The 25,100-nt window shown below is 63.4% G+C and carries 21 protein-coding genes; 11 read left to right on the plus strand and 10 right to left on the minus strand.

The features are described from left to right. Positions 1-46: 46 nt before the first annotated feature. Positions 47-2,464 carry a penicillin-binding protein 1A gene (locus N5D30_RS05040; protein WP_279907980.1) on the minus strand — a complete coding sequence of 806 codons (2,418 nt, stop codon included), beginning with the start codon at positions 2,462-2,464 and terminating at the stop codon, positions 47-49. Between the two features lie 181 nt (positions 2,465-2,645). Here N5D30_RS05040 and N5D30_RS05045 point away from each other — a divergent pair, with 181 nt between their 5' ends. From N5D30_RS05045 to hemE, 11 genes are all read left to right on the plus strand, one after another. Continuing rightward, positions 2,646-3,710 (plus strand): pilus assembly protein PilM, encoded by a 1,065-nt coding sequence (locus tag N5D30_RS05045; protein WP_220816118.1) that lies wholly within the window; start codon positions 2,646-2,648, stop codon positions 3,708-3,710. Beyond that, positions 3,710-4,342, plus strand: a complete 633-nt coding sequence (locus N5D30_RS05050) for a PilN domain-containing protein (RefSeq protein ID WP_279907982.1) — start codon at positions 3,710-3,712, stop codon at positions 4,340-4,342. The genes N5D30_RS05045 and N5D30_RS05050 overlap by 1 nt, the downstream gene beginning before the upstream one ends. After that, positions 4,339-4,977 (plus strand): type 4a pilus biogenesis protein PilO, encoded by a 639-nt coding sequence (pilO, locus tag N5D30_RS05055; protein ID WP_279907985.1) that lies wholly within the window; start codon positions 4,339-4,341, stop codon positions 4,975-4,977. The genes N5D30_RS05050 and pilO overlap by 4 nt, the downstream gene beginning before the upstream one ends. Beyond that, positions 4,974-5,498, plus strand: coding sequence for a type 4a pilus biogenesis lipoprotein PilP (pilP, locus tag N5D30_RS05060; protein ID WP_279907986.1), 525 nt, complete (start codon positions 4,974-4,976; stop codon positions 5,496-5,498). Before pilO ends, pilP begins: the two co-directional genes overlap by 4 nt. A 52-nt stretch (positions 5,499-5,550) precedes the next feature. Continuing rightward, positions 5,551-7,665: a type IV pilus secretin PilQ gene (gene pilQ, locus N5D30_RS05065; RefSeq protein ID WP_279907987.1), complete on the plus strand. Its 2,115-nt coding sequence runs from the start codon at positions 5,551-5,553 to the stop codon at positions 7,663-7,665. A gap of 3 nt (positions 7,666-7,668) precedes the next feature. Next, a complete protein-coding gene (gene aroK, locus N5D30_RS05070) occupies positions 7,669-8,187 on the plus strand; it encodes a shikimate kinase AroK (RefSeq protein WP_279907989.1) in 519 nt (172 codons plus the stop codon). Positions 8,188-8,236: 49 nt separating this feature from the next. After that, entirely contained in the window at positions 8,237-9,355 is a 1,119-nt protein-coding gene (gene aroB / locus N5D30_RS05075) for a 3-dehydroquinate synthase (protein ID WP_279907990.1), read from the plus strand. 9 nt (positions 9,356-9,364) lie between these two features. Then, positions 9,365-10,999 (plus strand): AAA family ATPase, encoded by a 1,635-nt coding sequence (locus tag N5D30_RS05080; RefSeq protein WP_279907992.1) that lies wholly within the window; start codon positions 9,365-9,367, stop codon positions 10,997-10,999. Positions 11,000-11,530: 531 nt separating this feature from the next. Next, positions 11,531-15,976: a glutamate synthase large subunit gene (gene gltB / locus N5D30_RS05085; protein WP_279907993.1), complete on the plus strand. Its 4,446-nt coding sequence runs from the start codon at positions 11,531-11,533 to the stop codon at positions 15,974-15,976. A gap of 32 nt (positions 15,977-16,008) precedes the next feature. After that, the gene (locus N5D30_RS05090) at positions 16,009-17,427 is read left to right on the plus strand and encodes an FAD-dependent oxidoreductase (protein ID WP_279901819.1); all 1,419 of its coding nucleotides are present in this window, start codon (positions 16,009-16,011) and stop codon (positions 17,425-17,427) included. Between the two features lie 245 nt (positions 17,428-17,672). Next, complete coding sequence (gene hemE / locus N5D30_RS05095) at positions 17,673-18,740, plus strand: uroporphyrinogen decarboxylase (RefSeq protein ID WP_279907994.1); 1,068 nt, start codon at positions 17,673-17,675, stop codon at positions 18,738-18,740. Between the two features lie 45 nt (positions 18,741-18,785). Here the strand turns inward: hemE and N5D30_RS05100 are convergent, their stop codons facing one another. The 9 genes from N5D30_RS05100 to N5D30_RS05140 all read right to left on the minus strand — a co-directional run bounded on the left by N5D30_RS05100 (position 18,786) and on the right by N5D30_RS05140 (position 25,098). Then, positions 18,786-19,241 carry an Sbal_3080 family lipoprotein gene (locus tag N5D30_RS05100; protein ID WP_279907997.1) on the minus strand — a complete coding sequence of 152 codons (456 nt, stop codon included), beginning with the start codon at positions 19,239-19,241 and terminating at the stop codon, positions 18,786-18,788. A 196-nt stretch (positions 19,242-19,437) separates the two neighbouring features. After that, on the minus strand, positions 19,438-19,875 hold the full coding sequence (locus N5D30_RS05105) for an excinuclease (RefSeq protein WP_279907999.1): 438 nt from the start codon (positions 19,873-19,875) through the stop codon (positions 19,438-19,440). 25 nt (positions 19,876-19,900) lie between these two features. Next, entirely contained in the window at positions 19,901-20,287 is a 387-nt protein-coding gene (locus N5D30_RS05110; protein ID WP_279908000.1) for a hypothetical protein, read from the minus strand. Positions 20,288-20,303: 16 nt separating this feature from the next. Further along, positions 20,304-21,530 carry a beta-ketoacyl-ACP synthase gene (locus N5D30_RS05115; protein ID WP_279908001.1) on the minus strand — a complete coding sequence of 409 codons (1,227 nt, stop codon included), beginning with the start codon at positions 21,528-21,530 and terminating at the stop codon, positions 20,304-20,306. Then, the gene (gene fabG, locus N5D30_RS05120) at positions 21,530-22,261 is read right to left on the minus strand and encodes a 3-oxoacyl-ACP reductase FabG (RefSeq protein ID WP_279908002.1); all 732 of its coding nucleotides are present in this window, start codon (positions 22,259-22,261) and stop codon (positions 21,530-21,532) included. Before fabG ends, N5D30_RS05115 begins: the two co-directional genes overlap by 1 nt. Then, positions 22,258-22,710: a hotdog family protein gene (locus tag N5D30_RS05125; protein ID WP_279908003.1), complete on the minus strand. Its 453-nt coding sequence runs from the start codon at positions 22,708-22,710 to the stop codon at positions 22,258-22,260. Before N5D30_RS05125 ends, fabG begins: the two co-directional genes overlap by 4 nt. Continuing rightward, positions 22,707-23,894: a beta-ketoacyl-[acyl-carrier-protein] synthase family protein gene (locus tag N5D30_RS05130; RefSeq protein WP_279908004.1), complete on the minus strand. Its 1,188-nt coding sequence runs from the start codon at positions 23,892-23,894 to the stop codon at positions 22,707-22,709. The genes N5D30_RS05125 and N5D30_RS05130 overlap by 4 nt, the downstream gene beginning before the upstream one ends. Beyond that, positions 23,894-24,388, minus strand: a complete 495-nt coding sequence (locus tag N5D30_RS05135; protein ID WP_279908005.1) for a hypothetical protein — start codon at positions 24,386-24,388, stop codon at positions 23,894-23,896. Before N5D30_RS05135 ends, N5D30_RS05130 begins: the two co-directional genes overlap by 1 nt. Then, on the minus strand, positions 24,388-25,098 hold the full coding sequence (locus N5D30_RS05140; RefSeq protein ID WP_279908006.1) for a class I SAM-dependent methyltransferase: 711 nt from the start codon (positions 25,096-25,098) through the stop codon (positions 24,388-24,390). The genes N5D30_RS05135 and N5D30_RS05140 overlap by 1 nt, the downstream gene beginning before the upstream one ends. Positions 25,099-25,100: the final 2 nt, after the last annotated feature.

The following is a 25,100-nucleotide window of genomic DNA, read 5'->3' on the forward strand; positions in this document are numbered from 1 at the left end:
AAAAGCCCCGCTGATGCGGGGCTTTTTGTTTTCCGGCACTCGTCGATCAGAACAGGTCGATCGGAGCCGACTCGTCGGCGGGCAGCGGGCTGCCGGGGATGCCCATGCCCGGCTCCAGCTCGCTCATTGGTGGTGGCGAATCCTCGCTCTTGAACAGCTCGAAGTAGGCGTCCGGCGTGCCGGGGGAGGCCGCGCGACCGCTCACGGGGTCGACCCGCAGGCTGATCAGGCCAGCCGGCTCCGGCGGCAGGTGGTTGGGCTTGTCCTTGAGGGCGGCGCCCATGTAGTCCATCCAGATCGGCAGGGCCACGGTGCCGCCATACTCGTTGCGCCCGAGGCTCTCCGGTTGGTCGAAGCCCACCCAGACCGTGGTCATGTAGTCGGCGTTGTAGCCGGAGAACCAGCTGTCCTTGGACTCGTTGGTGGTGCCGGTCTTGCCTGCCAGGTCGCTGCGACCCAGCGCCAGGGCGCGGCGGCCGGTGCCGCGCTTGATTACGTCCTGCAGCATGCTGGTCATGATGTAGGCGGTGCGCTCGTCGATGATCTGCTCGGCGAGGACCGGTTGCTGGACTTCGGCATCGGGCTCCTCGATCCGCAGGGCGACATTCTGCTCCTCGACCAGCTGGGCGCTTTCCGGGGTGCGTGGCGGGTTGGCGGTGAACAGCGGTTTGCCGTCGCGACTGTCGATCCGCTCGATCAGGTAGGGCTGGACCTTGCGTCCGCCATTGGCGAAGGCGCTCCAGCCTCCGGCGATTTCCAGTGGCGTCAGGCCGGCGGTGCCCAGCGCCAGGGACAGGTTGCGCGGAAGGTCCTGGCGGTTGAAGCCGAAGGTGCTGATGTAGTCGAGGGTGTAGTCGATACCGATGGTCTGCAGCAGGCGGATCGACACGAGGTTGCGCGACTTGTACAGGGCTTCGCGCAGGCGGATCGGGCCGAGGAAGGTATTGTTGTCGTTCTTCGGGCGCCAGGCCTCGCCCATGCCGGCCTCCTGAAACACGATGGGTGCATCGTTGACCAGGCTGGAGGCGGTGAAGCCTGCATCCAGCGCCGCACTATAGATGAAGGGCTTGAAGCTGGAGCCCGGCTGGCGCTTGGCCTGGGCGGCGCGGTTGTAGTTGCTCTGCTCGAAGGAGAAGCCACCGACCAGGGCGCGGATCGCGCCGTTCTGTGGGTCGAGGGATACCAGCGCGCTCTGCGCGGAGGGGATCTGGCGGAACAACAGCGTATCGTCCTCCTCATTGCGTTCTACGCGGACCAGATCGCCGATCTGCGCGACGTCCGCGGGCTTCTGCGGGCGCGGGCCGAGGCTGTTGGTGTTGAGGAAGGGGCGGGCCCATTTCATGCTGTCCCAGGCCACCGGCTGCTCTTCGCCATTGCGCAGCAGCACCATGATGCCGCTTTTCTCCACCTGGGTGACGATGGCCGGTTGCAGGCCGCCGATGCTCTTGTACCTGGCCAACTCCTGCAGCCAGGCTTCGCGGGTGAGGCCGGGCAAGCGCGTTTCCGGGCCGCGGAAGCCGTGGCGCTGGTCATAGGCCACCAGGCCATCGTGCAGGGCCTTGTTGGCCGACTCCTGCAGCGCTGACGGGACGGTGGTCGTGACGCGGAAGCCTTCGGTATAGGCATCGCTTCCATAGCGGCCGACCATCTCGGCGCGCGCCATCTCGGCGATATAGGGAGCGTTGAGCTCGACCGGCTGTACGTGGTGGCGGGCCTCGATCGGTTCCGCCAGCGCGGCTTCGTAGCGGGCCTGGTCGATGGCGCCGAGCTTGTACATGCGGCCGAGGATCCAGTCGCGCCGCTCCATGCTGCGCTGCGGGTTGACCAGCGGGTTGTAGCGAGACGGTGCCTTGGGCAGGCCGGCGATCATCGCTAGCTGGCCGAGGCTGAGGTCGCGGATCGACTTGCCGTAGTACACCTGCGCCGCGGCCTCGATGCCGTAGGCGCGATTGCCCAGGTAGATCTTGTTGACGTAGAGCTCGAGGATCTCGTTCTTGCTCAGCTCGCGCTCTATCTGTAACGCGAGCAGGATCTCATTGGTCTTGCGCGAGAAGCTGCGCTCGCTGGTGAGGAAGAAGTTCTTCGCCACCTGCATGGTGATGGTGCTGCCCCCGGTCTGGATGTGTCCGCTTGCCAATAACTGCGTAGCAGCGCGCATCAGGCTGGTGAAGTCGACGCCATAATGGTTGGCGAAATTGTCGTCCTCGGCCGCCAGCAGCGCGCGGATGAAGTCGGGAGGGATGTCGTCGAAACGTATCGGCGAGCGGCGCATCTCGCCGAATTCGGCAATCAGCTTGCCGTCGGCGCTGTAGATGCGCAGGGGAATCTGCAGCTGTATGCTGCGCAGCGAGTCGACAGAGGGCAAGCCGGGGCTAAGGTAGAGGAAGGCTCCGCTGAAACTGAGCACTATCCCGCAAAAAGCGGCGACGCAGGACCACCAGAAAAACTTCAGCAAACGCATCAAGGTTCTTGGAATTCCAGATAAAAGAATGGGTTAAGTGTTGCGCGGTGCGAAAAGGGGAAAACTGTTCACATTATAAGCGGTTTTTTTGCGGGGGAGCCATTTGCGCTTCTGTCAAGACTGTTATTTAATGTGGAAAAACATAAATAGTCCGTAAGTCTCGGATGCAGATAGGAAATCGGTCGTGCTAGGGCTCTTCAATAAGAAAGCGAATACGCTTCTGGGGATCGACATCAGTTCGACCTCGGTCAAGCTCCTTGAATTGAGTCGCTCCGGAAGCCGCTACAAGGTAGAGGCCTACGCCGTCGAGCCACTCCCTCCTAATGCCGTGGTCGAGAAGAACATCGCCGAACTGGAAGGGGTCGGCCAGGCGCTCTCCCGTGTTCTGAGCAAGTCAAAGACCGGGGTGCGTACCGTTGCGGTGGCCGTTGCCGGCTCTGCGGTAATCACCAAGACCATCGAGATGGAAGCTGGGCTCAACGACGACGAGCTGGAGAACCAGCTGAAGATCGAGGCGGACCAGTACATTCCCTATCCTCTCGAGGAAGTGGCCATTGACTTCGAAGTACAGGGCGTCTCAGCACGCAATTCCGAGCGCGTCGAAGTGCTGCTGGCGGCCTGCCGCAAGGAGAACGTCGAGGTCCGCGAGGCGGCTCTCGGTCTGGCGGGTCTTACGGCCAAGGTCGTGGATGTCGAAGCCTACGCGCTGGAGCGTGCCTTCGGGTTGCTCGACTCTCAGCTGGGCGGCAACGCCGATGAGCTGACCGTGGCAGTCGTCGACATCGGCGCCACCATGACGACGCTCAGCGTTCTGCATAACGGACGCACCATCTATACCCGCGAGCAGCTCTTCGGCGGCCGCCAGCTGACCGAAGAGATCCAGCGTCGCTACGGCTTGTCCGTGGAAGAAGCGGGGCTGGCGAAGAAGCAGGGCGGGCTTCCGGACGACTACGAGAGCGAAGTGCTGCAGCCCTTCAAAGAGGCTGTGGTGCAACAGGTTTCCCGCTCCCTGCAATTCTTCTTCGCTGCAGGTCAGTTCAATGACGTCGACTACATCCTTCTTGCCGGCGGTACCGCATCCATTCCCGACCTCGATCGGTTGATCCAGCAGAAGATTGGCACCCCTACGCTGGTAGCCAATCCGTTCGCCGATATGGCGCTTGGAGGCAAGGTCAATGCCGGCGCGCTGGCTAGCGACGCGCCGTCACTGATGATTGCCTGTGGTCTGGCGATGAGGAGTTTCGACTGATGGCGCGGATCAACCTACTTCCATGGCGGGAGCAACTGCGCGAGGAGCGCAAGCAGCGCTTCCTCGTTGTCATGCTCGGAACACTGATCATCGCGGGCGGTTTGATTTTCTTGGGTGGGCAGTATCTCGATCGGGCCATCGCTCATCAGAACGCTCGCAACGAGTTCATCAAGAAGGAAATCGCGGTACTCGATGCGCGTATCAAGGAAATCAGTGAGCTCAAGGAGCGGCGACAACTGCTTCTCGAGCGGATGAAGATCATTCAGGATCTCCAGGGTAACCGTCCGGTCATCGGCAGGATTTTCGACCAACTGGTGCGCACGCTGCCGGATGGTGTGTATTTCACCGAGCTGAAGAGAACAGGGAAGAGCATCCTGATCGTAGGGGCTGCGGAGTCCAATAATAGGGTCTCTAATTTGATGCGGAATCTAGATGCATCAGATTGGCTTGCTGCGCCCAATCTTACCGAGGTCAAGGCCACTACAGCCGGTGCCTTGGATCAAGCGAATACCTTTCAGTTGACGGTTCAACAGACGCAGCCCGGAGAGGCGGTGGAGTCCGAGCCTGTAACCAAGCAGGCTCCGAAAAAACGGGCAGCGTCGGCTAAGAAAAATGGTGGTAAGAAGCCATGAGCATTGCAGAGTCTATTAATTCCCTTAAGCGAGTAGATCTGTCGGAGTTGGATCTGAATAACCTCGGCTCTTGGCCTCCAGTAGTCAAGGTTATTACCTGTATTCTTTTGCTGATAATCGCGCTTGCTTTGGGTTACAACTTCTATCTAAAGGATTTGCAGACGATACTTGATCAGCAGAGGTCTGGTGAGCAAACGCTGAAAGAACAATTCTCCTCAAAGGCATTTCAGGCTGCCAATTTAGAAGTATATAAGTTGCAGATGAAAGAGATGGAGGAGTCGTTTGGTACGCTGCTGCGTCAGCTGCCTGGGGATACAGAAGTCCCGGGGCTGCTGGAAGATATTACTAGGACGGGGCTTGGTAGTGGCTTGGAGTTCGAGGAAATCAAGCTGCAGCCGGAAGTGGCACAGCAGTTCTATATAGAGCTTCCTATCCAGATAGTGGTAGTGGGTGGCTATCATGATCTAGCCACTTTTGTGAGTGGTGTCGCCAGTCTGCCTCGGATTGTTACACTGCATGATTTTCATGTGGAAATACCGAAACCCAAAAGTGGTGAGGTTGCAAGTACCTCCAAGTTGCGTATGAAAGTTTTGGCTAAGACCTATCGCTACAACGATGAAGGGGGCAAGAAATGAGGTCGGCCCAATTCGCGTGCATGCTTCTCATGTTCTCTCTTGTAAGTGGTTGTGGGGGAGGGGATTTTTCTGATCTTCAGGCATTTATGGATGAAGTCAGGGCTCGCCCTAAAGGTGCCATAGAGCCGTTGCCTAAATTTCAGCCGTATGAGGCTTTTACCTATTCGGCGGCGGGATTGCGTAGCCCATTCCAGCCACCTGTCAAGATTGATCTTTCTTCGGCTCCTAAGGGCAGCAAGGAAGTGAAACCGGATGAGGCGCGTGTCAGGCAATTCCTTGAGGGATTCAACATAGAAACCTTCGAAATGGTCGGTACTCTCGCTAGGGATGGTGGTGTTTATGCGCTGGTTCGCGGGGCTGGAGGGGTTCACCGGGTCAAGGTTGGGGACTACCTGGGGCGAAACCATGGGCGTGTGACCGCGGTTGACGAGGCGGGAATCAGTGTTGTGGAAATAGTTCCCGATGGCGAGGGTGGTTGGCTCGAGCGGCCTCGCAGTCTCACTCTCAAAGAGCGCACATAGCTGCGAGGTTTGTATGAAGAATAAAATCGGATCTGTCGAACGGAACATGCCAATGATCAGCCAAATCTCTCGCCTTGCCGGGGCGCTCATGCTTGCGACTTTCATGCCGTCGGTGCTCGCGGCGGAGCTTCAGAAGATTGATGTTGCTGCTTTGCCGGGCGACAAGGTGGAATTGAAGCTTTCGTTCAACGAGCCTGTAGCCAACCCACGTGGTTATACTATTGAGCAGCCGGCCCGCATCGCGCTGGATCTGCCTGGGGTCTCCAACAAGTTGGGGCAGAAAAATCGCGAGTTGGGTGTGGGCAACGCGCGTAGCGTCACTGTCGTAGAGGCCAAGGATCGTACGCGCCTTATCGTGAATCTGACGACTTTGGTGCCCTATAGCACCCGCTCTGAGGGAAATAACCTTTTCTTGGTAGTCGGCGATGCTAGTGCTCGCCCTGCGTCTGCAGTTACCGCAGCTGCTGCGCCTGTTGCCACCCCAGCCAAAAAGCCATTTGCTTTGTCTGGTCGAGCGATTAACGGCATCGACTTTCAGCGCGGTGAGCAGGGAGAGGGAAGCGTTGTTATCGAGCTTTCGGATCCTTCGGTGAATGCTGATATCCAGGAGCAAGGTGGCAAGATCAATCTCAAATTTGCCAAGACCCAGCTGCCAGAGAATCTTCGCGTCAAGCTCGATGTCAAGGACTTTGCCACTCCTGTGCAGTTTGTTTCTGCCTCCGAATCAAATGGCGTAGTCAACATCTCAATTGAGCCGACAGGTTTCTATGATTACCTGGCTTTCCAAACTGACAATAAGCTGACTATTAATATAAAACCTCTGAGCCAGGATGATGTTGAAAAGCGTAAGGCTGAGCGCTTTGCGTATACTGGTGAAAAGCTGTCGCTCAATTTTCAGGATATTGATGTCCGCTCCGTGCTTCAGTTGATTGCGGATTTTACCGACCTTAATCTTGTGGCCAGCGATACAGTGCAGGGCAGTATTACTCTGCGCTTGCAGAATGTACCGTGGGACCAGGCACTGGATCTTGTTCTGAAGACCCGTGGCCTCGACAAGCGTAAGGTAGGGAATGTGCTTCTGGTTGCGCCCGCGGATGAAATTGCTGCTCGGGAACGCCAGGAGCTTGAGGCGCAGAACCAGATAGCCGAGCTGGCCCCATTGCGCCGTGAGCTTGTTCAGGTCAACTATGCGAAGGCATCCGATATTGCTCAGCTGTTTCAGTCTGTTGCCGCAACTGAAGGTAACGGTAGTAGTGATCGCGGCACGGTGACGGTCGATGATCGCACCAATAGCATTATTGCGTACCAGACTCAGGAGCGATTGGATGAGCTGCGGCGCATAGTTGCCCAGTTGGATATTCCCGTGCGCCAAGTCATGATTGAGGCGCGCATCGTTGAGGCTAATGTAGATTACGATAAGGCACTTGGGGTCCGCTGGGGAGGGAGTTGGTCTAGGGATCGTTGGAGTGTTTACGGCAAGGATGGTGCGACTTCATTTGATGATGATGGAAAAGTTTACCTCCCGGGCACAGATACTGTTGGTAATGTAAAGTTGCAGGACGGGGTTGCGCCGGTTCCTTTTGTTGACTTGGGGGCGATTGGCAGTACATCGGGCATCGGCATCGGTTATCTAGGTAGTAACGTCGTGCTGGACTTGCAATTGTCGGCTATGGAAAAAACCGGCAATGGTGAAATTGTTTCTCGGCCCAAAGTTGTTACTTCTGATAAGGAAACGGCAAAAATCCTTAAAGGAAGTGAGATTCCTTATCAGGAAGCAAGCTCCAGCGGCGCTACAAGTACATCCTTCAAGGAGGCGGCTCTTTCCTTGGAAGTAACCCCGCAAATTACTCCAGATAATCGCATTATCATGGAGGTCAAGGTAACAAAGGATGCGCCTGATTTTTCTCGCTCCCTTAATGGCGTTCCACCTATTAATAAAAACGAGGTTAATGCCAAGGTTCTGGTGAATGATGGCGAAACGATAGTGATCGGTGGTGTGTTTTCCAATACGCAGACTAGAGGGGTTGAAAAAGTGCCACTTCTGGGAGATCTGCCGTTCGTAGGAAGAGTTTTCCGCCGAGATACTGTTACCGACAATAAGGCCGAGCTTTTGGTATTCCTGACTCCGCGGATCATGAATAGCCAAGCTATTGCTGTGAATCGATAGCTCGTGTGCAATGTGGTCCTTGTAGGCCCGATGGGTGCTGGCAAGAGCACCATCGGGCGGCTGCTCGCGAAAGAGCTGAAGTTGCACTTCAAGGATTCGGACAAGGAGATCGAGCAGCGCACCGGTGCCGATATTCCCTGGATCTTCGATGTCGAGGGTGAGCAGGGCTTTCGTGAGCGCGAGCAGGCGATGATCGAGGAGCTTTGCGAGCTTGAGGGAGTGGTGATTGCTACCGGAGGCGGTGTGGTGCTGCGTCCGGAGAATCGCCAGGCACTGCGGGCAGGAGGGCGGGTCGTGTACCTGCATGCTTCTGTCGAGCAGCAGCTGGAGCGCACCTCTCGTGATCGCAATCGGCCGCTTCTGCGCAACGCCGAGCCTGGCAAGGTGTTGCGTAGCCTGATGGATATACGCGACCCGCTCTACCGGGAGATCGCCGACGTGATCATCGAGACGGATGAGCGGCCGCCGCGTCTGGTGGTGCAGGAAATCATTGATCGTCTCAACGCCCTGCCTCCCCGTTAAAGCCGGGGCCCATCTGCGTTATCCTATGCCCTTTCTATCCGGGGGCTTCATGCAGACTCTTACTGTCGATCTTGGCGAGCGCAGCTATCCCATTTACATCGGAGAGGGGCTGCTTGCTCGTCCTGATCTGTTCAAGCCGCACCTCGCGGGTCGCCAGGTGGCGATAGTCACCAACGAGACCGTTGCTCCCCTGTATCTTGAGGCGCTGAAGCAATCGCTGGAGGGCCAGGACATCGCGACGGTCGTCCTGCCGGACGGTGAAAGCTTCAAGACCTGGGAAACGCTGCAGCTGATCTTCGATGGATTGCTCCAGGCGCGTCATGATCGCAAGACCACCATCATCGCCTTGGGTGGCGGTGTCGTCGGCGACATGGCTGGGTTCGCGGCGGCGTGCTACCAGCGTGGTGTCGACTTCATCCAGGTGCCCACTACCCTGTTGTCCCAGGTGGACTCCTCGGTCGGTGGCAAGACCGGGATCAATCATCCGCTTGGCAAGAACATGATCGGGGCCTTCTACCAGCCCAATGCGGTCATCATCGATACGAGCGTGCTTCGCACCCTGCCGCCTCGCGAGCTGTCGGCGGGGCTGGCCGAAGTGATCAAGTACGGCCTGATCTGCGATCTTGAGTTCCTTTCCTGGCTGGAGGAGCGTGTCGAAGCCCTGCTGCAGTTGGAGTCCTCCGCCCTGATCGAAGCCATCGAGCGCTCCTGCGCGGCCAAGGCGCGTGTGGTCGGTGCCGATGAGCGTGAGTCCGGCCTGCGCGCGATCCTCAACCTGGGTCATACCTTCGGTCACGCCATCGAGACCCACATGGGCTATGGCGAGTGGCTGCACGGCGAGGCGGTGGGGGCTGGCACCGTCATGGCGCTGGAGATGTCCTCGCGCCTGGGCTGGATTTCGGATGTGGACCGGGATCGCGGCATTCGCCTGCTGTTGCGCGCGGGCCTGCCGGTGGTGCCGCCTGCCGAGATGGGCCCTGAGGATTTTCTCGAGCATATGGCGGTCGACAAGAAGGTGCTGGATGGCCGACTGCGCCTGGTATTGCTGGGGCGGCTCGGCGAAGCCGTGATCACCGATGATTTCCCGCGGGAAGTTCTGGATGCCACATTGCGTGCCGACTACGGCGCGCTGCGGACTCGGCTGGTACACCAGCCGCTTGGAGAGTAAGAGAGCTACATGACCAGTTTGCATGCCGACGAGGCGTTTCTCGCGCACTACCAGTTCACTCATGACCCCTTCGCTGCGCGGGTGCCTGGCTTCCGCTTCTACCCGGCGCAGCGCAAGCCGGTTCTGGGGCAGCTCCACCATCTGGCTCGCTACAGCCAGCTGCTACTGGTCGTGACCGGCCCCCATGGCAGCGGCAAGACCCTGCTGCGCCAGGCGCTGGTGGCCAGCACCAACAAGCAGACCGTGCAGTCCGTGGTCGTTTCCGCCCGTGGTGCCGGCGATGTCGCCGGTATCCTGCGCCAGGTGGCCCAGGGGCTGGGCATGCAGCAGGCGGATGTGCGTAGTGTCCTGGCCCAGGTCGCCCAGCTGGCGCTGACGGGGCAGGAGGTCTACCTGTTGGTCGACGATGCCGAACAGCTCGCCGACGCCGCGCTGGAAACCCTGTTCACCCTGGCTGCCGGCAATGCCGACGGCAGGCCACACATCTTCCTGTTCGCCGAGAGCGAGATCCTGCCCCGGCTCGAGCTGATGGCCGATGGCGAGGAGCGCTTCCACGCGATAGAGCTGTTGCCCTACGACGAGGATGAGACTCGCGAATACCTGGCCCAGCGGCTGGATGGCGCGGGTCAGGGCATCGATCTGCTGAGCGATGACCAGGTCGCCGATATCCACCTGAGTTCCGGTGGCTGGCCGGGAGCAATCAATCAGGCCGCCCGCGAGGTGCTGGTCGAGGCCATGCTGGCGAGCCGCTCGGCTGCGGGAGCGGGCGGTTCCGGTTTCGGATTGCCGAAGAAGCATCTGCTGGCTGTCGCCGTGGTGGCTGTCGCGCTTGGTGCGGCCTGGCTGATGCAGGGGAAGAAGGACAGCGCGCCACCCACTGTCGCCGAGTCTCCGGTCGAGCTGGTGCCCCAGGGCTCGGCTCCTGCGACCGTCGATGCTGAAAAACAGGCTACCCCGGCGCAGTCGTCGGGCGCATCCGTGGAGTTCAGCGGTACTAGCCAGCCGCTTCCGCTGCCACTGGTAGGGGAGGCGCAGCCGGTGATTCGCGAACCGCTGGCCCAGGCTTCCGGCATGGATGATGGCGAGGACGGTAGTGCCGCGGAGAGCCAGTCGGCGACTCCGCCTATGCCGGCTCCCTCTCCAGCGATAACGCCGGCACCGGTCACTGCGCCGGTAGTGCCGACCGTGGCGAGCGCGCCTGCTCCCGAGCCGGTCAAACCTGCTCCGGTCAAGCCTGTGCCAGCTCCGGCGGTGACGCCTCCGGCCACCAAGCCGGCGCCCGCCGCTGCACCTGCGATCAAGCCGGCGGCTCCTGCGCCCAAGCCTGAGACGACCGTAGCGAGCGCTGCTCCGGCGCCAGGCGCCGAGTGGTATGCCAGCCGTCCGTCAGGAAACTATGCCTTGCAGATTCTCGGCACCCGCTCGGAAAGCAGCGCCAAGGCATTCGTTGGCAAGAACGGCGGGGAATACCGCTATTTCAAGAAGCTGCACCAAGGACAGCCGCTTTACGTGGTGACCTACGGGCAGTTCTCCAGCCGCGCCGCCGCCCAGGCCGCGATCCAGTCGCTGCCGGCTGCGGTGCAGGCGGGCAAGCCTTGGCCGCGCAGTTTCGCCAGTATTCAGCAGGAAGCTCAGGCACGCTGAAATGAAAAGCGGGCGCGTCTGCGCCCGCTTTTTAGATGAGTGCGACATTTTTTCGCATCGTTACGCCTGCGAATTGCTCAATTCGTGATCATTATTGGTGCGCTAATGTTCGATATTGGTGCGCTCTGGTGGGGCTCGTTAACGTCCCTCCTATGTCCCTTCCTGTCTGCGTGCCCGGGTATTCCCCGGTATCTGCCCGCGACGCCGGCTGACGCCGTGTTCCTTCCTGGGGCGCTGGCGGCCTCAATGAATCGAGACTCAATGAAGTTGAGTGCATCAATCTGGTGCGCGTGTGATTTGTTGTCTGCCCTGTTTTGGTGATTTTTATTTTTCCTATCACGCAGGCATCTTTCTTTATTTCGTTTTTGCGACATTCGATGTTCATTGGGCGTCATTTTTGGCTTTGTCCATCCATTTCATCGTGTGTAGAATGGCCCCCCTTTTGCTTAGGCAAAGCGGGCGTATGCGCCAAGCAGATGCTCCGAATTAGAAAGACATTGCCTTCCGGGAAGGCATCCTGGTGAGAGTTCTATGAAAGCCGGCCTATTCCATCCTGATGAGTTCAAGGACAACTGCGGCTTCGGCCTGATCGCCCACATGGAAGGTGAGGCGAGTCATCACTTGCTGAAGACCGCCATCGAAGCCCTGACCTGCATGACCCACCGTGGCGGTATCAACGCCGACGGCAAGACCGGTGACGGTTGCGGTCTGCTGATCCAGAAGCCCGACCTGTTCCTGCGCGCGGTCGCCAGGGAGCAGTTCGGCAGCGAGCTGCCCCAGCAGTACGCCGTGGGCATGGTGTTTTTCAACCAGGACCCGGCCAAGGCCGAGGCCGCCCGCGCCAACATGAACCGCGAGATCGAGGCCGCCGGCCTGCAGCTGATCGGCTGGCGCAAGGTGCCGGTGGACACCAGCGTGCTCGGCCGCCTGGCCTTGGAGCGCCTGCCGCAGATCGAGCAGGTGTTCATCGGCGGCGAAGGCCTGGACGACCAGCCGTTCGCCATCAAGCTGTTCAGCGCCCGTCGCCGCTCCTCGGTAGCCAACGCCGCCGACACCGAGCACTACATCTGCAGCTTCTCGCCGAAGACCATCATCTATAAAGGCCTGATGATGCCGGCGGACCTGCAGCAGTTCTACCCGGACCTCGGCGACGAGCGCCTGCAGACCGCGATCTGCGTATTCCACCAGCGCTTCTCCACCAACACCCTGCCGAAATGGCCGCTGGCGCAGCCGTTCCGTTTCCTCGCCCACAACGGCGAGATCAACACCATCACCGGCAACCGCAACTGGGCCGTGGCCCGTCGCCTGAAGTTCGCCAACGAGCTGATTCCGGACCTGGAAGAGCTGGGCCCGCTGGTCAACCGCGTCGGCTCCGACTCGTCGAGCATGGACAACATGCTCGAGCTGATGGTCACCGGCGGCATCGACCTGTTCCGCGGCGTGCGCATGATCATTCCGCCGGCCTGGCAGAACATGGAGACCATGGACGCCGACCTGCGCGCGTTCTACGAGTACAACTCCATGCACATGGAGCCGTGGGACGGCCCCGCCGGCGTGGTGATGACCGACGGTCGTCACGCCGTCTGCCTGCTCGACCGCAACGGCCTGCGCCCGGCGCGCTGGGTCACCACCAAGAACGGCTACATCACCCTGGCATCGGAAATCGGCGTGTGGGACTACAAGCCGGAAGACGTGATCGCCAAGGGCCGGGTCGGCCCGGGCCAGATTCTCGCGGTGGACACCGAGACCGGCCAGGTGCTGGACACCGATGCCATCGACAACCGTCTGAAATCGCGCCATCCCTACAAGCAGTGGCTGCGCCAGAACGCCGTGCGCATCCAGGCCAAGCTGGACGACGACCAAGGTGTGGCCAGCTACGACGCCGACCAGCTCAAGCAGTACATGAAGATGTTCCAGGTCACCTTCGAGGAGCGTGACCAGGTGCTGCGCCCGCTCGGCGAGCAGGGCCAGGAAGCAGTGGGCTCGATGGGCGACGACACGCCGATGGCCGTGCTGTCGCAGCGCATCCGCTCGCCCTTCGACTACTTCCGTCAGCAGTTCGCCCAGGTGACCAACCCGCCGATCGACCCGCTGCGCGAGTCGATCGTGATGTCCCTGGAAATCTGCCTGGGCGCCGAGCGCAACATCTTCGACGAGTCCCCGGCCCACGCCAGCCGCGTCATGCTTAGCAGCCCGGTGATCTCCCCGGCCAAGTGGCGCGCGCTGATGAGCCTGACTACGCCGGGCTTCGAGCGTCACGTCATCGACCTCAACTACGACCCGGCCATCGGTCTGGAAGCCGCGGTGCGCAACATCGCCGACCAGGCCGAAGAAGCCGTGCGCGGTGGCAAGGTGCTGCTGGTCCTCACCGACCGTCACATCGCCCCGGGCAAGCTGCCGGCGCATGCCGCGCTGGCCACCGGCGCCGTGCACCATCGCCTGACCGAGAAAGGCCTGCGTTGCGACTGCAACATCCTGGTCGAGACCGCCACCGCCCGCGACCCGCACCACTTCGCCGTGCTGGTGGGCTTCGGCGCCTCCGCCGTGTACCCGTTCCTGGCGTACGAGGTGCTGGCCGACCTGATCCGTACCGGTGAAGTGCTGGGCGACCTCTACGAGGTGTTCAAGTACTACCGCAAGGGCATCTCCAAGGGCCTGCTGAAGATCCTGTCGAAGATGGGTATCTCCACCGTCGCCTCCTACCGTGGCGCCCAGCTGTTCGAGGCCGTCGGCCTGTCCGACGAAGTCACCGAGCTGTGCTTCCGTGGCGTTGCCAGCCGCATCCAGGGCGCGCGTTTCGTCGACATCGAGGCCGAGCAGAAGCTGCTGGCCGCCGAGGCCTGGAACAACCGCAAGGCCATCCAGCAGGGCGGTCTGCTCAAGTTCGTCTACGGCGGCGAGTACCACGCCTACAACCCGGATGTGGTCAACACCCTGCAGGCCGCCGTGCAGCAGGGCAGCTACGAGAAGTACCAGGAGTACGCCGCGCTGGTGGACAACCGCCCGGTGTCGATGATCCGCGACCTGCTGCAGCTCAAGCTGGCCGACCAGCCGCTGCCGCTGGATGAGGTCGAGTCGCTGGGTGAGGTGCTCAAGCGCTTCGACTCCGCCGGTATCTCCCTTGGCGCCCTGTCACCGGAAGCCCACGAGGCCATCGCCGAGGCGATGAACCGCCTGGGCGCGCGCTCCAACTCCGGTGAGGGCGGCGAAGACCCGGCCCGCTACGGCACCGTGCGCAGCTCGAAGATCAAGCAGGTGGCCACCGGCCGCTTCGGTGTCACCCCGGAATACCTGGTCAACGCCGAAGTGCTGCAGATCAAGGTCGCCCAGGGCGCCAAGCCTGGCGAGGGCGGCCAGCTGCCCGGCGGCAAGGTCAACGGCCTGATCGCGCGTCTGCGCTATGCCGTGCCCGGCGTGACCCTGATCTCGCCGCCGCCGCACCACGACATCTACTCGATCGAGGACCTGTCGCAGCTGATCTTCGACCTCAAGCAGGTCAACCCGGCCGCGTTGGTCTCGGTCAAGCTGGTGGCGGAAGCCGGTGTCGGCACCATCGCCGCCGGCGTGGCCAAGGCCTACGCCGACCTGATCACCATCTCCGGCTACGACGGTGGCACCGGCGCTTCGCCGCTGACCTCGATCAAGTACGCTGGCAGCCCGTGGGAGCTTGGCCTGGCCGAAACCCACCAGACCCTGCGCGGCAACGACCTGCGCGGCAAGGTACGGGTGCAGACCGACGGCGGCCTGAAGACCGGCCTCGACGTGATCAAGGCCGCCATCCTCGGCGCCGAGAGCTTCGGCTTCGGCACCGGCCCGATGGTCGCCCTGGGCTGCAAGTACCTGCGCATCTGCCACCTGAACAACTGCGCCACCGGCGTGGCTACCCAGAACGACAAGCTGCGCAAGGACCACTTCATCGGCACCGTCGAAATGGTGATGAACTACTTCACCTTCGTCGCCGAAGACACCCGCCAGTGGCTGGCCAAGCTGGGTGTACGCAGTCTGGGCGAACTGATCGGGCGTACCGACCTGCTCGACGTGCTGCCGGGCGATACCGACAAGCAGGGCAACCTGGACCTGACTCCGCTGCTTGGCAGCGACCGTATCCCGGCCGACAAGCCGCAGTTCTGCGAAGTCGAGAAGAACCCGCCGTTCGACCAGGGCCTGCTGGCCGAGAAGATGGTCGAGCTGGCCCAGGCCGCCATCGCCGCTAAGAGCGGCGGTGAGTACGAGCTGGATATCTGCAACTGCGACCGCTCCATCGGTGCCCGTATCTCCGGCGAAATCGCCAAGCAGCACGGCAACCAGGGCATGAAGGACGCGCCGATCACCTTCCGCTTCAAGGGCACCGCGGGTCAGAGCTTCGGCGTGTGGAACGCCGGCGGCCTGTACCTGCGCCTGGAAGGCGACGCCAACGACTACGTCGGCAAGGGCATGACCGGCGGCAAGCTGGTGATCACTCCGCCGGCCGGCAGCCCGTTCAAGACCCAGGAGTCGGCCATCGTCGGCAACACCTGCCTGTACGGTGCCACCGGTGGCCGTCTGTTCGCCGCCGGCACCGCGGGCGAGCGTTTCGCCGTGCGCAACTCCGGCGCCCACGCCATCGTGGAAGGCACCGGTGACCACTGCTGCGAATACATGACCGGCGGTTTCGTCTGCGTGCTGGGCAAGACCGGGGTGAACTTCGGTTCGGGCATGACCGGCGGCTTCGCTTACGTGCTCGACCTGGACAACAGCTTCGTCGACCGCGTCAACCACGAACTGGTGGAGATCCAGCGCATCAGCAACGAGGCCATGGAGGCCTACCGCAGCCATCTGCGCGAAGTGCTGGTCGAGTACGTGGCGGAAACCTCCAGTCCCTGGGGCACTCACCTGCTCGAGAACCTGGAGGACTACCTGCGCAAGTTCTGGCTGGTCAAACCAAAAGCGGCAAGCCTGGGTTCGCTGCTCAGCAGCACCCGCGCCAATCCGCAGTAATTGCGCCTGAGTAGTTTGATGAGGTTTTTGAAATGACTGAACGTCTGAACAACGACTTCCAGTTCATCGAGGTCGGGCGCAAGGATCCGAAGAAGAAGCTCCTGCGCCAGCGCAAGAAGGAGTTCGTGGAAATCTACGAACCCTTCAAACCGGCCCAGGCCGCCGACCAGGCACACCGTTGCCTGGGCTGCGGCAACCCGTACTGCGAGTGGAAGTGCCCGGTGCACAACTTCATTCCCAACTGGTTGAAGCTGGTTTCCGAGGGCAACATCCTGGCCGCCGCCGAGCTGAGCCACCAGACCAACACCCTGCCGGAAGTCTGCGGCCGCGTGTGCCCGCAGGACCGTCTGTGCGAGGGGGCCTGCACCCTCAACGACGGCTTCGGCGCGGTGACCATCGGCTCGGTGGAGAAGTACATCACCGACACCGCCTTCGCCATGGGCTGGCGTCCGGACATGTCCAAGGTCAAGCCGACCGGCAAGCGTGTCGCCGTGATCGGTGCCGGCCCGGCCGGCCTCGGCTGCGCCGACGTGCTGGTGCGCAACGGCGTGACCCCGGTGGTGTTCGACAAGAATCCGGAGATCGGTGGCCTGCTGACCTTCGGCATCCCCGAGTTCAAGCTCGAGAAGAGCGTGCTCAGCCGCCGTCGCGAAGTCTTCACCGGCATGGGCATCGAGTTCCGCCTGAACACCGAGATCGGCAAGGACGTGACCATGCAGCAGCTGCTGGATGAGTACGATGCCGTATTCATGGGCATGGGCACCTACACCTATATGAAGGGCGGCTTCCCGGGCGAGGACCTGCCGGGCGTCACCGACGCGCTGGACTTCCTGATCGCCAACGTCAACCGCAACCTCGGCTTCGAGAAGGCGCCGGAAGACTTCATCGACATGAAGGGCAAGCGCGTGGTCGTGCTCGGCGGCGGCGATACCGCGATGGACTGCAACCGCACCTCCATCCGCCAGGGCGCCAAGGCCGTGACCTGCGCCTACCGTCGCGACGAAGAGAACATGCCGGGCTCGCGCAAGGAAGTGAAGAACGCCAAGGAAGAGGGCGTGAAGTTCCTCTTCAACCGCCAGCCCATCGCCATCGTCGGCGAGGACAAGGTGGAAGGCGTCAAGGTGGTCGAGACCCGTCTCGGCGAGCCGGACGCCCGTGGCCGCCGCAGCCCCGAGCCGATCCCGGGCTCCGAGGAAATCATCCCGGCCGAGGCCGTGCTGATCGCCTTCGGCTTCCGTCCGAGCCCGGCCGCCTGGTTCGCCGACTTCAAGATCGACACCGACAGCCAGGGCCGTGTGGTGGCGCCGGAGCAGAACCAGTTCAAGCACCAGACCAGCAACCCGAAGATCTTCGCCGGTGGCGACATGGTCCGTGGTTCCGACCTGGTGGTGACGGCGATCTTCGAGGGCCGCAACGCCGCCGAAGGCATCCTGGACTACCTCGGGGTCTGACCGGGGGGCTCCGGCGGTGCGCATGGCGCACCCTGCGGTCGCGGCAAATCGTCGCGATGGACAAAAGGCACGGCACTCGCCGTGCCTTTTGTTTTTGGGTCTGCGAAAATGCCCGCACTTTTTCTGCGCCAAGGCGCGCGGCCTGCCTGTGATCCAGCAGCCCGCCCGGAGGAGGGGGCCGCCGCCTTGTGCCGCCTGCATACTCCCGCCGCAACGCTCCCTGCCGATTTCCAGGAACCCTGCCGATGTCCGCCCTGAAGAACGACCGTTTCCTGCGCGCCCTGCTCAAGCAACCCGTCGACGTCACCCCTGTGTGGATGATGCGCCAGGCCGGTCGTTACCTGCCGGAGTACCGCGCTACCCGCGCCAAGGCGGGTGACTTCGTCAGCCTGATGAAGACCCCCGAGCTGGCGTGCGAGGTCACTATCCAGCCGCTGGATCGCTACCCGCAGATCGACGCCGCGATTCTCTTCTCCGACATCCTCACCATCCCCGACGCCATGGGCCAGGGCCTGTACTTCGAGACCGGCGAGGGGCCGCGCTTCAAGAAAGTCATCAGCTCGATGGCCGACATCGAGGCGCTGCCGATTCCCGATGCCGAGCAGGACCTGGGCTACGTGATGGACGCCGTGCGCACCATCCGCCGCGAGCTGAACGGTCGCGTGCCACTGATCGGCTTCTCCGGCAGCCCCTGGACCCTGGCCACCTACATGGTCGAGGGCGGCTCCAGCCGCGACTTCCGCAAGTCCAAGGCGATGCTCTATGACAACCCGCAGGCCATGCACGCGCTGCTCGACAAACTGGCCCGCTCGATCACCGTCTACCTCAACGGCCAGATCGAGGCCGGCGCCCAGGCCGTGCAGATTTTCGACTCCTGGGGTGGCGCGCTGTCGTCGGCGGCCTACCAGGAGTTTTCCCTGCGCTACATGAAGCAGATCGTCGACGGCCTGATCCGCGAACACGACGGTCGCCGCGTGCCGGTGATCCTGTTCACCAAGGGCGGCGGCCTGTGGCTGGAATCCATGGCGGAGACCGGCGCCGAGGCCCTGGGGCTGGACTGGACCTGCGACATCGGCAGCGCGCGTCAGCGTGTGGGTAGCAAGGTGGCCCTGCAGGGCAACATGGACCCAGCCGTACTGCACGCCAAGCCGGAGGCCATCCGCGCCGAAGTGGCGCGTATTCTCGCCGCCTACGGCCCGGGCACCGGCCAGGTGTTCAACCTGGGCCACGGCATCACCCCGGAAGTGCCGCCAGAGCACGCCAAGGCCTTCTTCGAGGCCGTGCACGAACTGTCGGCGCAGTACCACCAGTAACGCCAAGGGCCGCAGACGCGGCCCTTGTGCTATTCGGGCTCAGGTTCAGTCGCGAGCGTAGCCCGCTCTTGCGGACGTTTCGGCCAGCAGCCGGTCGATCACCGGCGTCATCTTGGTTTCCGTGCTCTGATACTTCTTGACCGCCAGCAGACCGCGGCCACGGAAGCGGTAGTAGGCGCTGGCCAGCACGCGCCCCTGGGGATCGCGGATGCGCAGTTCGGCCATCGACAGGTAGGTGACCACCGACCAGGAGCGCCGCGCCGTGTAGTCGAGTATCTGCGGGCAGCCGCTGGCGGGTATCTGCCTGTACAGGCGGGTTTCTATGCCGTGGCGGGTGAAGCCGCGCTGCAGGGTGCCGAGGAAGTCGTCCACCTGCACCTCGGGGTTCTCCTCGATGCAGACGACGGTGGCGGGCGTCTTCAGGGGATCGACGCGGATGGTGGTACAGGCGCTGCTCAGGGCGATCAGCGGCAACAGCAGGCACAGGCGCGGTAGCGACATGCGGAGTCCTCGAAGGGCCGCATGGAACAGCGGATGCGCCCGGATGGGGTAGGCCGGCCCGAGCCGGCTGGGTAGCAACGATCTCGCGAGCTAGCGTCAGGCCAGGCGAAGTCGGGCGGGGGCGCGCAGTTTACGAGGTGTAAATGAGCAGCCCGAGCCCGGCTTCAACGACGCCTGGCCGACGCGCAGCAGATCGTTACTTGACGTTGGCCAGGTCGGCCTTCAGGGCGACGCCTGCCATCACCGCGCCGGCGTGGCACTCGTACTTCTGGACGTCGGAATAGACCACGTTCTTGTAGTTGCTGACGATGTTGACCACGGCGTTGGCGCCGGCCTGCTTGGCGGCGTTCTGCATGCGGATCAGGGCGGACTGCAGGGCCCAGGAGCAGGCGGCCTCGTCGCTCTTGTTGAAGGCGTTGGTCTTCTGGCTGGTGGTCACGCCGGACCTGACCACGCTGGCCTTGACCGGGTTGCCGGCCAGGTAGAACTTCACGCTGCCGTCCAGGCGACCGGCATTCAGGGCCTCCTGCACAGCCTGCTCGAACGGCAGGAAGTGAGTGGTGTCGCGCGCCTGGCTGATGCCCGGGATGACGGCGAAGAACAGGGCGGCCAGGGTCCAGGTTTTCAGTTTCATGGTCGTCTCCTTGACGATAAGTGACTCATGGGTTTTTCGGGAGATTCAGCTGATGCTGGATGTCCGCACGCAGGCTGTTGACCCAGCGATTGTAGTTGCGATGAATCTTGCCGTTCTTGTAGTCCAGGCCCTGACTGCTGCGGTAGCGGATCTGGATATCGAACGGACTGTACTCGACCGCGATCGAGGCGTGGTGGCGCTGGCGCACGTTTATGGAGGCGTAGATCACGCCCGGGTCCACGCGGCGGACCTGCCAGCGGCGCGCCTCCAGCACCGTGACGATCGCCTGCTGCAGTTCGACCTGGCTGAATTCCCGCTCCGGCGGCAGGCCGATGGCGGGATTCAGCACGGGCTTGGACGTGCTGCAGGCGGTGATGGCGAGCAGGCCGAGCACCAGCAGGACCGACTTCATCACGTGTCTCAAGGGCTCAGCTCCAGCGCCGGAAGATCAGCGAGGTATTGACCCCGCCGAAGGCGAAATTGTTGTTCATCACGTACTGGTGGCTCATCTGGCGGAATTCGCCGCGCAGGTAGTCCAGCTCGCCGCATTCCGGGTCTATGTCGTCCAGATTCAGGGTGTGCACGTAGTTGTCGCCGTTCATCATCTCGATGCTGAACCAGGATTCCAGCGCGCCGCAGGCGCCCAGGGTGTGACCGAGGAAGCTCTTCTGCGAGCTGATCGGCATGCGCGGGCCGAACAGGCTGCTGGTGGCCAGGCTCTCGGCCACGTCGCCCTGGGCGGTGGCGGTACCATGGCCATTGACGTAGCCGATGACGGAAGGTTCCAGTCCCGCATCCTCCAGGGCCAGCTCCATGGCGCCGCGCATGGTCGCCTGCTCCGGCTTGGTGGCGTGGATGCCGTCGGAGTTGCAGCCGAAGCCGACGATCTCGGCGTGGATTGTGGCGCCACGCGCCAGGGCGTGTTCCAGCTCTTCCAGCACCAGGATGCCGGCGCCCTCGCCGATCACCAGGCCGTCGCGGCCGGCGTCGTAGGGGCGTGGCGACAGGTGCGGGGTGTCGTTCTTCAGGCTGGTGGCGTAGAGCGCGTCGAACACCATGGCCTCGGTCGGGCACAGCTCTTCGGCGCCGCCGGCCAGCATCATCTTCAGGCGGCCGTACTTGATCGCCTCGTAGGCGTAGCCGATGCCCTGGCTGCCGCTGGTGCAGGCGCTGGACGTCGGAATCAGGCGGCCCTTGAGGCCGAAGAAGATGCTGATATTGGCCGCCGTGGTGTGCGGCATCATGCGGATGTAGGAGTTGGCGTTGAGGCCGTCGGCGACGGAGTTCAGCAGCATGTTGCCGAACGCCTTGATCTCGTCGGTGCTGCCGGTGGACGAACCGCAGGCCACGCCCATGCGGCCGTCCTGAATGCGCTCGTCGCCGAGCAGGCCGGCGTGTTCCAGGGCGCGCTCGGCGGCGTACACCGCCAGCTTGGAGACGCGGCCCATGCTGCGGGTCTGCTTGCGCGTCCAGTGTTTGGGCTGGACGAAGTCGTCCACCGGGCCGCCCAGGCGGGTGTTCAGTTCGGTGAAGCGATCCCACTCGCCCATGCGGCGGATGCCGCTGCGGCCTTCCTTGAAGGCGGCCGAAATGGTCGGCCAGTCGCTGCCCAGGGAGGTGATGCCGGCCATGCCGGTGACGACGACACGTTTCATCAGCACAGACCACCGTTCACCGCGAGGACTTGGCGGGTAATGTACGCCGCCTCGTCGGACATCAGGAAATTCACCGCCCCGGCCACTTCTTCGGGCGTGCCCATGCGGGCGGCCGGGATCATCTTGAGGATTTCCTCCACCGGCACCTGCTCGTCGAGGATCTCGGTGTCGATCAGCCCCGGCGCCACGCAGTTGACCGTGATCCGGCGCTTGCCCAGCTCGATGGCCAGGGCCTTGGCGGCGCCGATCACGCCGGCCTTGGAGGCGCTGTAGTTGACCTGGCCGCGGTTGCCGATCAGCCCGGAGACCGAGGTGATGCAGACGATGCGGCCCGGCGCGCGGCGGCGGATCATCGGCATGGTCAGCGGGTGCAGCACGTTGTAGAAACCGTCCAGGTTGGTGCGCAGCACCTGGTCCCAGTCGTCGTCGGTCAGCGCCGGGAAGGCGCCGTCGCGGGTCAGGCCGGCATTGCACACCACGCCGTAGTAGGCGCCGTGCTGCTCCACATCGGCTTCCAGTGCTTCGCGGCAGGCGGCGCGGTCGGATACGTCGAACTGCAGGATGCGCGCCTGCTGGTGGCCGAGTTCGGCGATCTGCGTCTGCACGGCCTCTGCTTCGTCACGGCGCGAGCGGCAGTGCAGGACGATGTCGTAACCGGAGCGGGCCAGGCGCAGGGCGATGGCCCTGCCGATGCCACGGCTGGAGCCGGTTACCAGAACTGTTTCAGTCATTGCGATTGCTCTTGTAGATAGCTCGCCACTTCCGGCGGGCGGAACACATTGAGGCGGGCGGAGGCGGCGATGTCGGGGCCGTCCAGATGACACTCGAAGACGCCCATGCCGTTGTCGTCCTGCAGCGAGCGCAGGGCCCTGATGCGCAGCTCCGCACCGGCGGGGAAGCGCTCGACGTTGCAGTCGTACTTGCGCGTGCCGAGGAGGAAGCCCAGCTCCACCGGCAGGCCGGCCTGGCGTGCCTGGCAGCCGGCATAGGCGGCCACGCTCTGGGCCATCAGCTCGATACCGACCCAGGCCGGCAGGCTGCCGTCGGCCAGACTGAACAGGCCGCCTGGGCGCACGGTGAGGCGGGTCTCGATCTCCTCGGCGCCGAAGCTCACGACCTCGTCAATCAGGATCATGTCGCCGGCATGGGGCACCAGCTCGGCGACGGGCCACAGACTCATGGCGCATCCCCCAGAACCAGTGCCACGTTGTTGCCGCCGAAGGCGAAGGAGTTGCTCATCAGCCGCCGGCCCTCGGCGCGTGCCAGGCGGTCACCGGCGCCGACCAGTTCCAGCGGCGCCAGCGCCGGATCGGCCTGGCCGTCCCACAGGTGCGGCGGCAGCAGGCCGTCGCGGTTGTGCTCGCTCAGGGCCAGCCAGCAGAAGGCCGCTTCCAGCGCGCCAGCGGCGCCCAAGGTGTGACCGGTCAGCGGCTTGGTCGAGGAGCAGGCCACGCCGGCGGGGAACAGGCCGCGCACGGCCTGGCTCTCCATGGCGTCGTTGTGCGCCGTGGCGGTGCCGTGCAGGTTGAGATAGTCGATATCGGTGGGCTCCAGGCCGGCGCTGGCCAGGGCCTTCTCCATCGCCGCGCGGGCGCCGAGGCCCTCGGGGTGCGGTGCGGAAATATGGTGCGCGTCGGAGGTGGCGCCGCCGCCGAAGAAGGCGATTGGGCTGCGCTCGCGGGTCATCAGGAACAAAGCCGCGCCCTCGCCGATATTGATGCCGTGGCGGTTCACCGAGAAGGGATTGCAGGGCTCGGCGGACACCGCTTCCAGCGCCGAGAAGCCGTTCAGGGTCAGCCGGCACAGGCTGTCCACACCGCCGCAGATCACCGCATCGCACAGACCCTGCTGCAACAGGCGATGGGCGCTGAGCAGGGCGCGGGCGCTGGAGGTGCAGGCGGTGGACTGGCAGTACACCGGACCGGCCAGGCCCAGCCAGTCGGCGAGGAAGGTGGCCGGCGCGGCCATCTCCTGCTGGGCGTAGTCGTACTCGGGCGGCACTTCGCCCTCGCGGATGAAGCGGGCGATGCCGTCGCTGGCCTCGCGGATGCCCGAGGTGCTGGTGCCCAGCACCAGGCCGACGCGGGCGGCGCCGTAGCGGGCGATGGCGGCGCGCAGCTCGGGTTCGATCTGTTGGGCGGCGGCCAGCAGCAGCTGGTTGTTGCGGCTGTGGGCGGCTTCGAGACCCGCCGGCATTGCCGGCAGCGCGGCACGCACGGCGCCGACTGTGAGGCGGCGGTCGCTGACCCAGCCGTCCTCGGCGCGCATGCCGGAGGCATCGCCGGCCAGCAGCGCGTCGGCCACCGCCTGCTTGCCTTCGCCCAGGGCGCAGAGCAGGCCGAGGGCATTGAGATAGCTGGGCATCAGTTGCCTTCTTCTTGATTCAGCGCGCGCACCTGGTAACTCAGGTCGCGGGTCGCGAGGGTGAAATCCAGTGCGGAACGGTAGCGGATTCGCCAGTCCGGGTTAAGCCGGCGCTGACCATCGGCGCCGCGTTGCCAACTGCCCGCGGGGTAGGCGGTCAGCGCGTTATCGGCGGTGAGGGCGAACAGCAGGGCGGCGAACAGCTCGCGGGCCTCGGCATTGGGTGGCAGCAGGCCGTCGTTGTGCCACTCGCCGTGCTCCAGTAGCTGGCGCGCCAGGGGCACGCCGAGCGGGTCGAACAGCGACCAGCGCAGGGCCTGGCCTTCGGCCTGGATCACCAGCAGCCAGTCGCGCTGCTCGGCGTTTTGCGTGCGCTCGATTTGCAGGCTGATCGGCAGCGCGGCGCTCAGGGCAGGGCTGCTCGCCGGCACGGGCGTGTGCCCGGCGCAGGCGCCGAGCAACAGGGTCAGAGCGAGCAGAGCAACCCGTAGCATCACGGCTTGCACGCCACCGCGTTGACCAGCGTCTCGTCGCGCTGGCCGAACGGCTTGGGCTTCATGATGCCCCAGCGCTCCAGCAGGCCGAAGTCCCTGGAGCGGCTCCACCACAGGTAGGGGTAGGAGACGTTGTTCTCGGTGAACTGGAAGCCCTGCTCGCGCAGCATGCCCAGGTATTCCTCGGCACTCTTCTGCACATGCATCGGGTGGCGGAACAGCCAGCGGATCACCCAGGTGTCGATGTAGAACTTGGTCGACTCGGCGAACAGCAGCAGGCCGCCCGGTTTCAGCACCCGCCAGAATTCGGCCAGGGCCTTCTCCTGCTCGACCAGGTGATGGAAGGTCTGGTGGCAGAACAGGATGTCGACGGAGGCGTCGGGCAGGTCGATGGCGGCGCAGTCGCTGGCGATCAGCTGCACGTCGAGGCCCAGGCGCTCGGCCTCGGCGCGGGAGCAGTCGAGGCTGTGCGGGTCGGCGTCGAGACCGATCATCCGCGCCGGGGCGAAGGCCTCCTGCAGCAGGCGGAACGAGCGGCCCTGGCCGCAGCCGGCGTCGAGCAGCACCGGCGCCTCGGGCAGCGGCGCGTCGATCAGGCGCTTGAGGTCGTTGATCGCCACCCGCAGCACATGGTGCTGCCAGACGTGGCTCTGCAGGAACCAGAAACCGAAGCGGGTTTCCTCGACGTAGGTGGGGGCGGCGCGTTCCATCG

Origin of the sequence: Pseudomonas sp. GD03875, assembly GCF_029840585.1 — a bacterium.
Taxonomy (GTDB): Bacteria; Pseudomonadota; Gammaproteobacteria; order Pseudomonadales; family Pseudomonadaceae; genus Aquipseudomonas; species Aquipseudomonas paralcaligenes.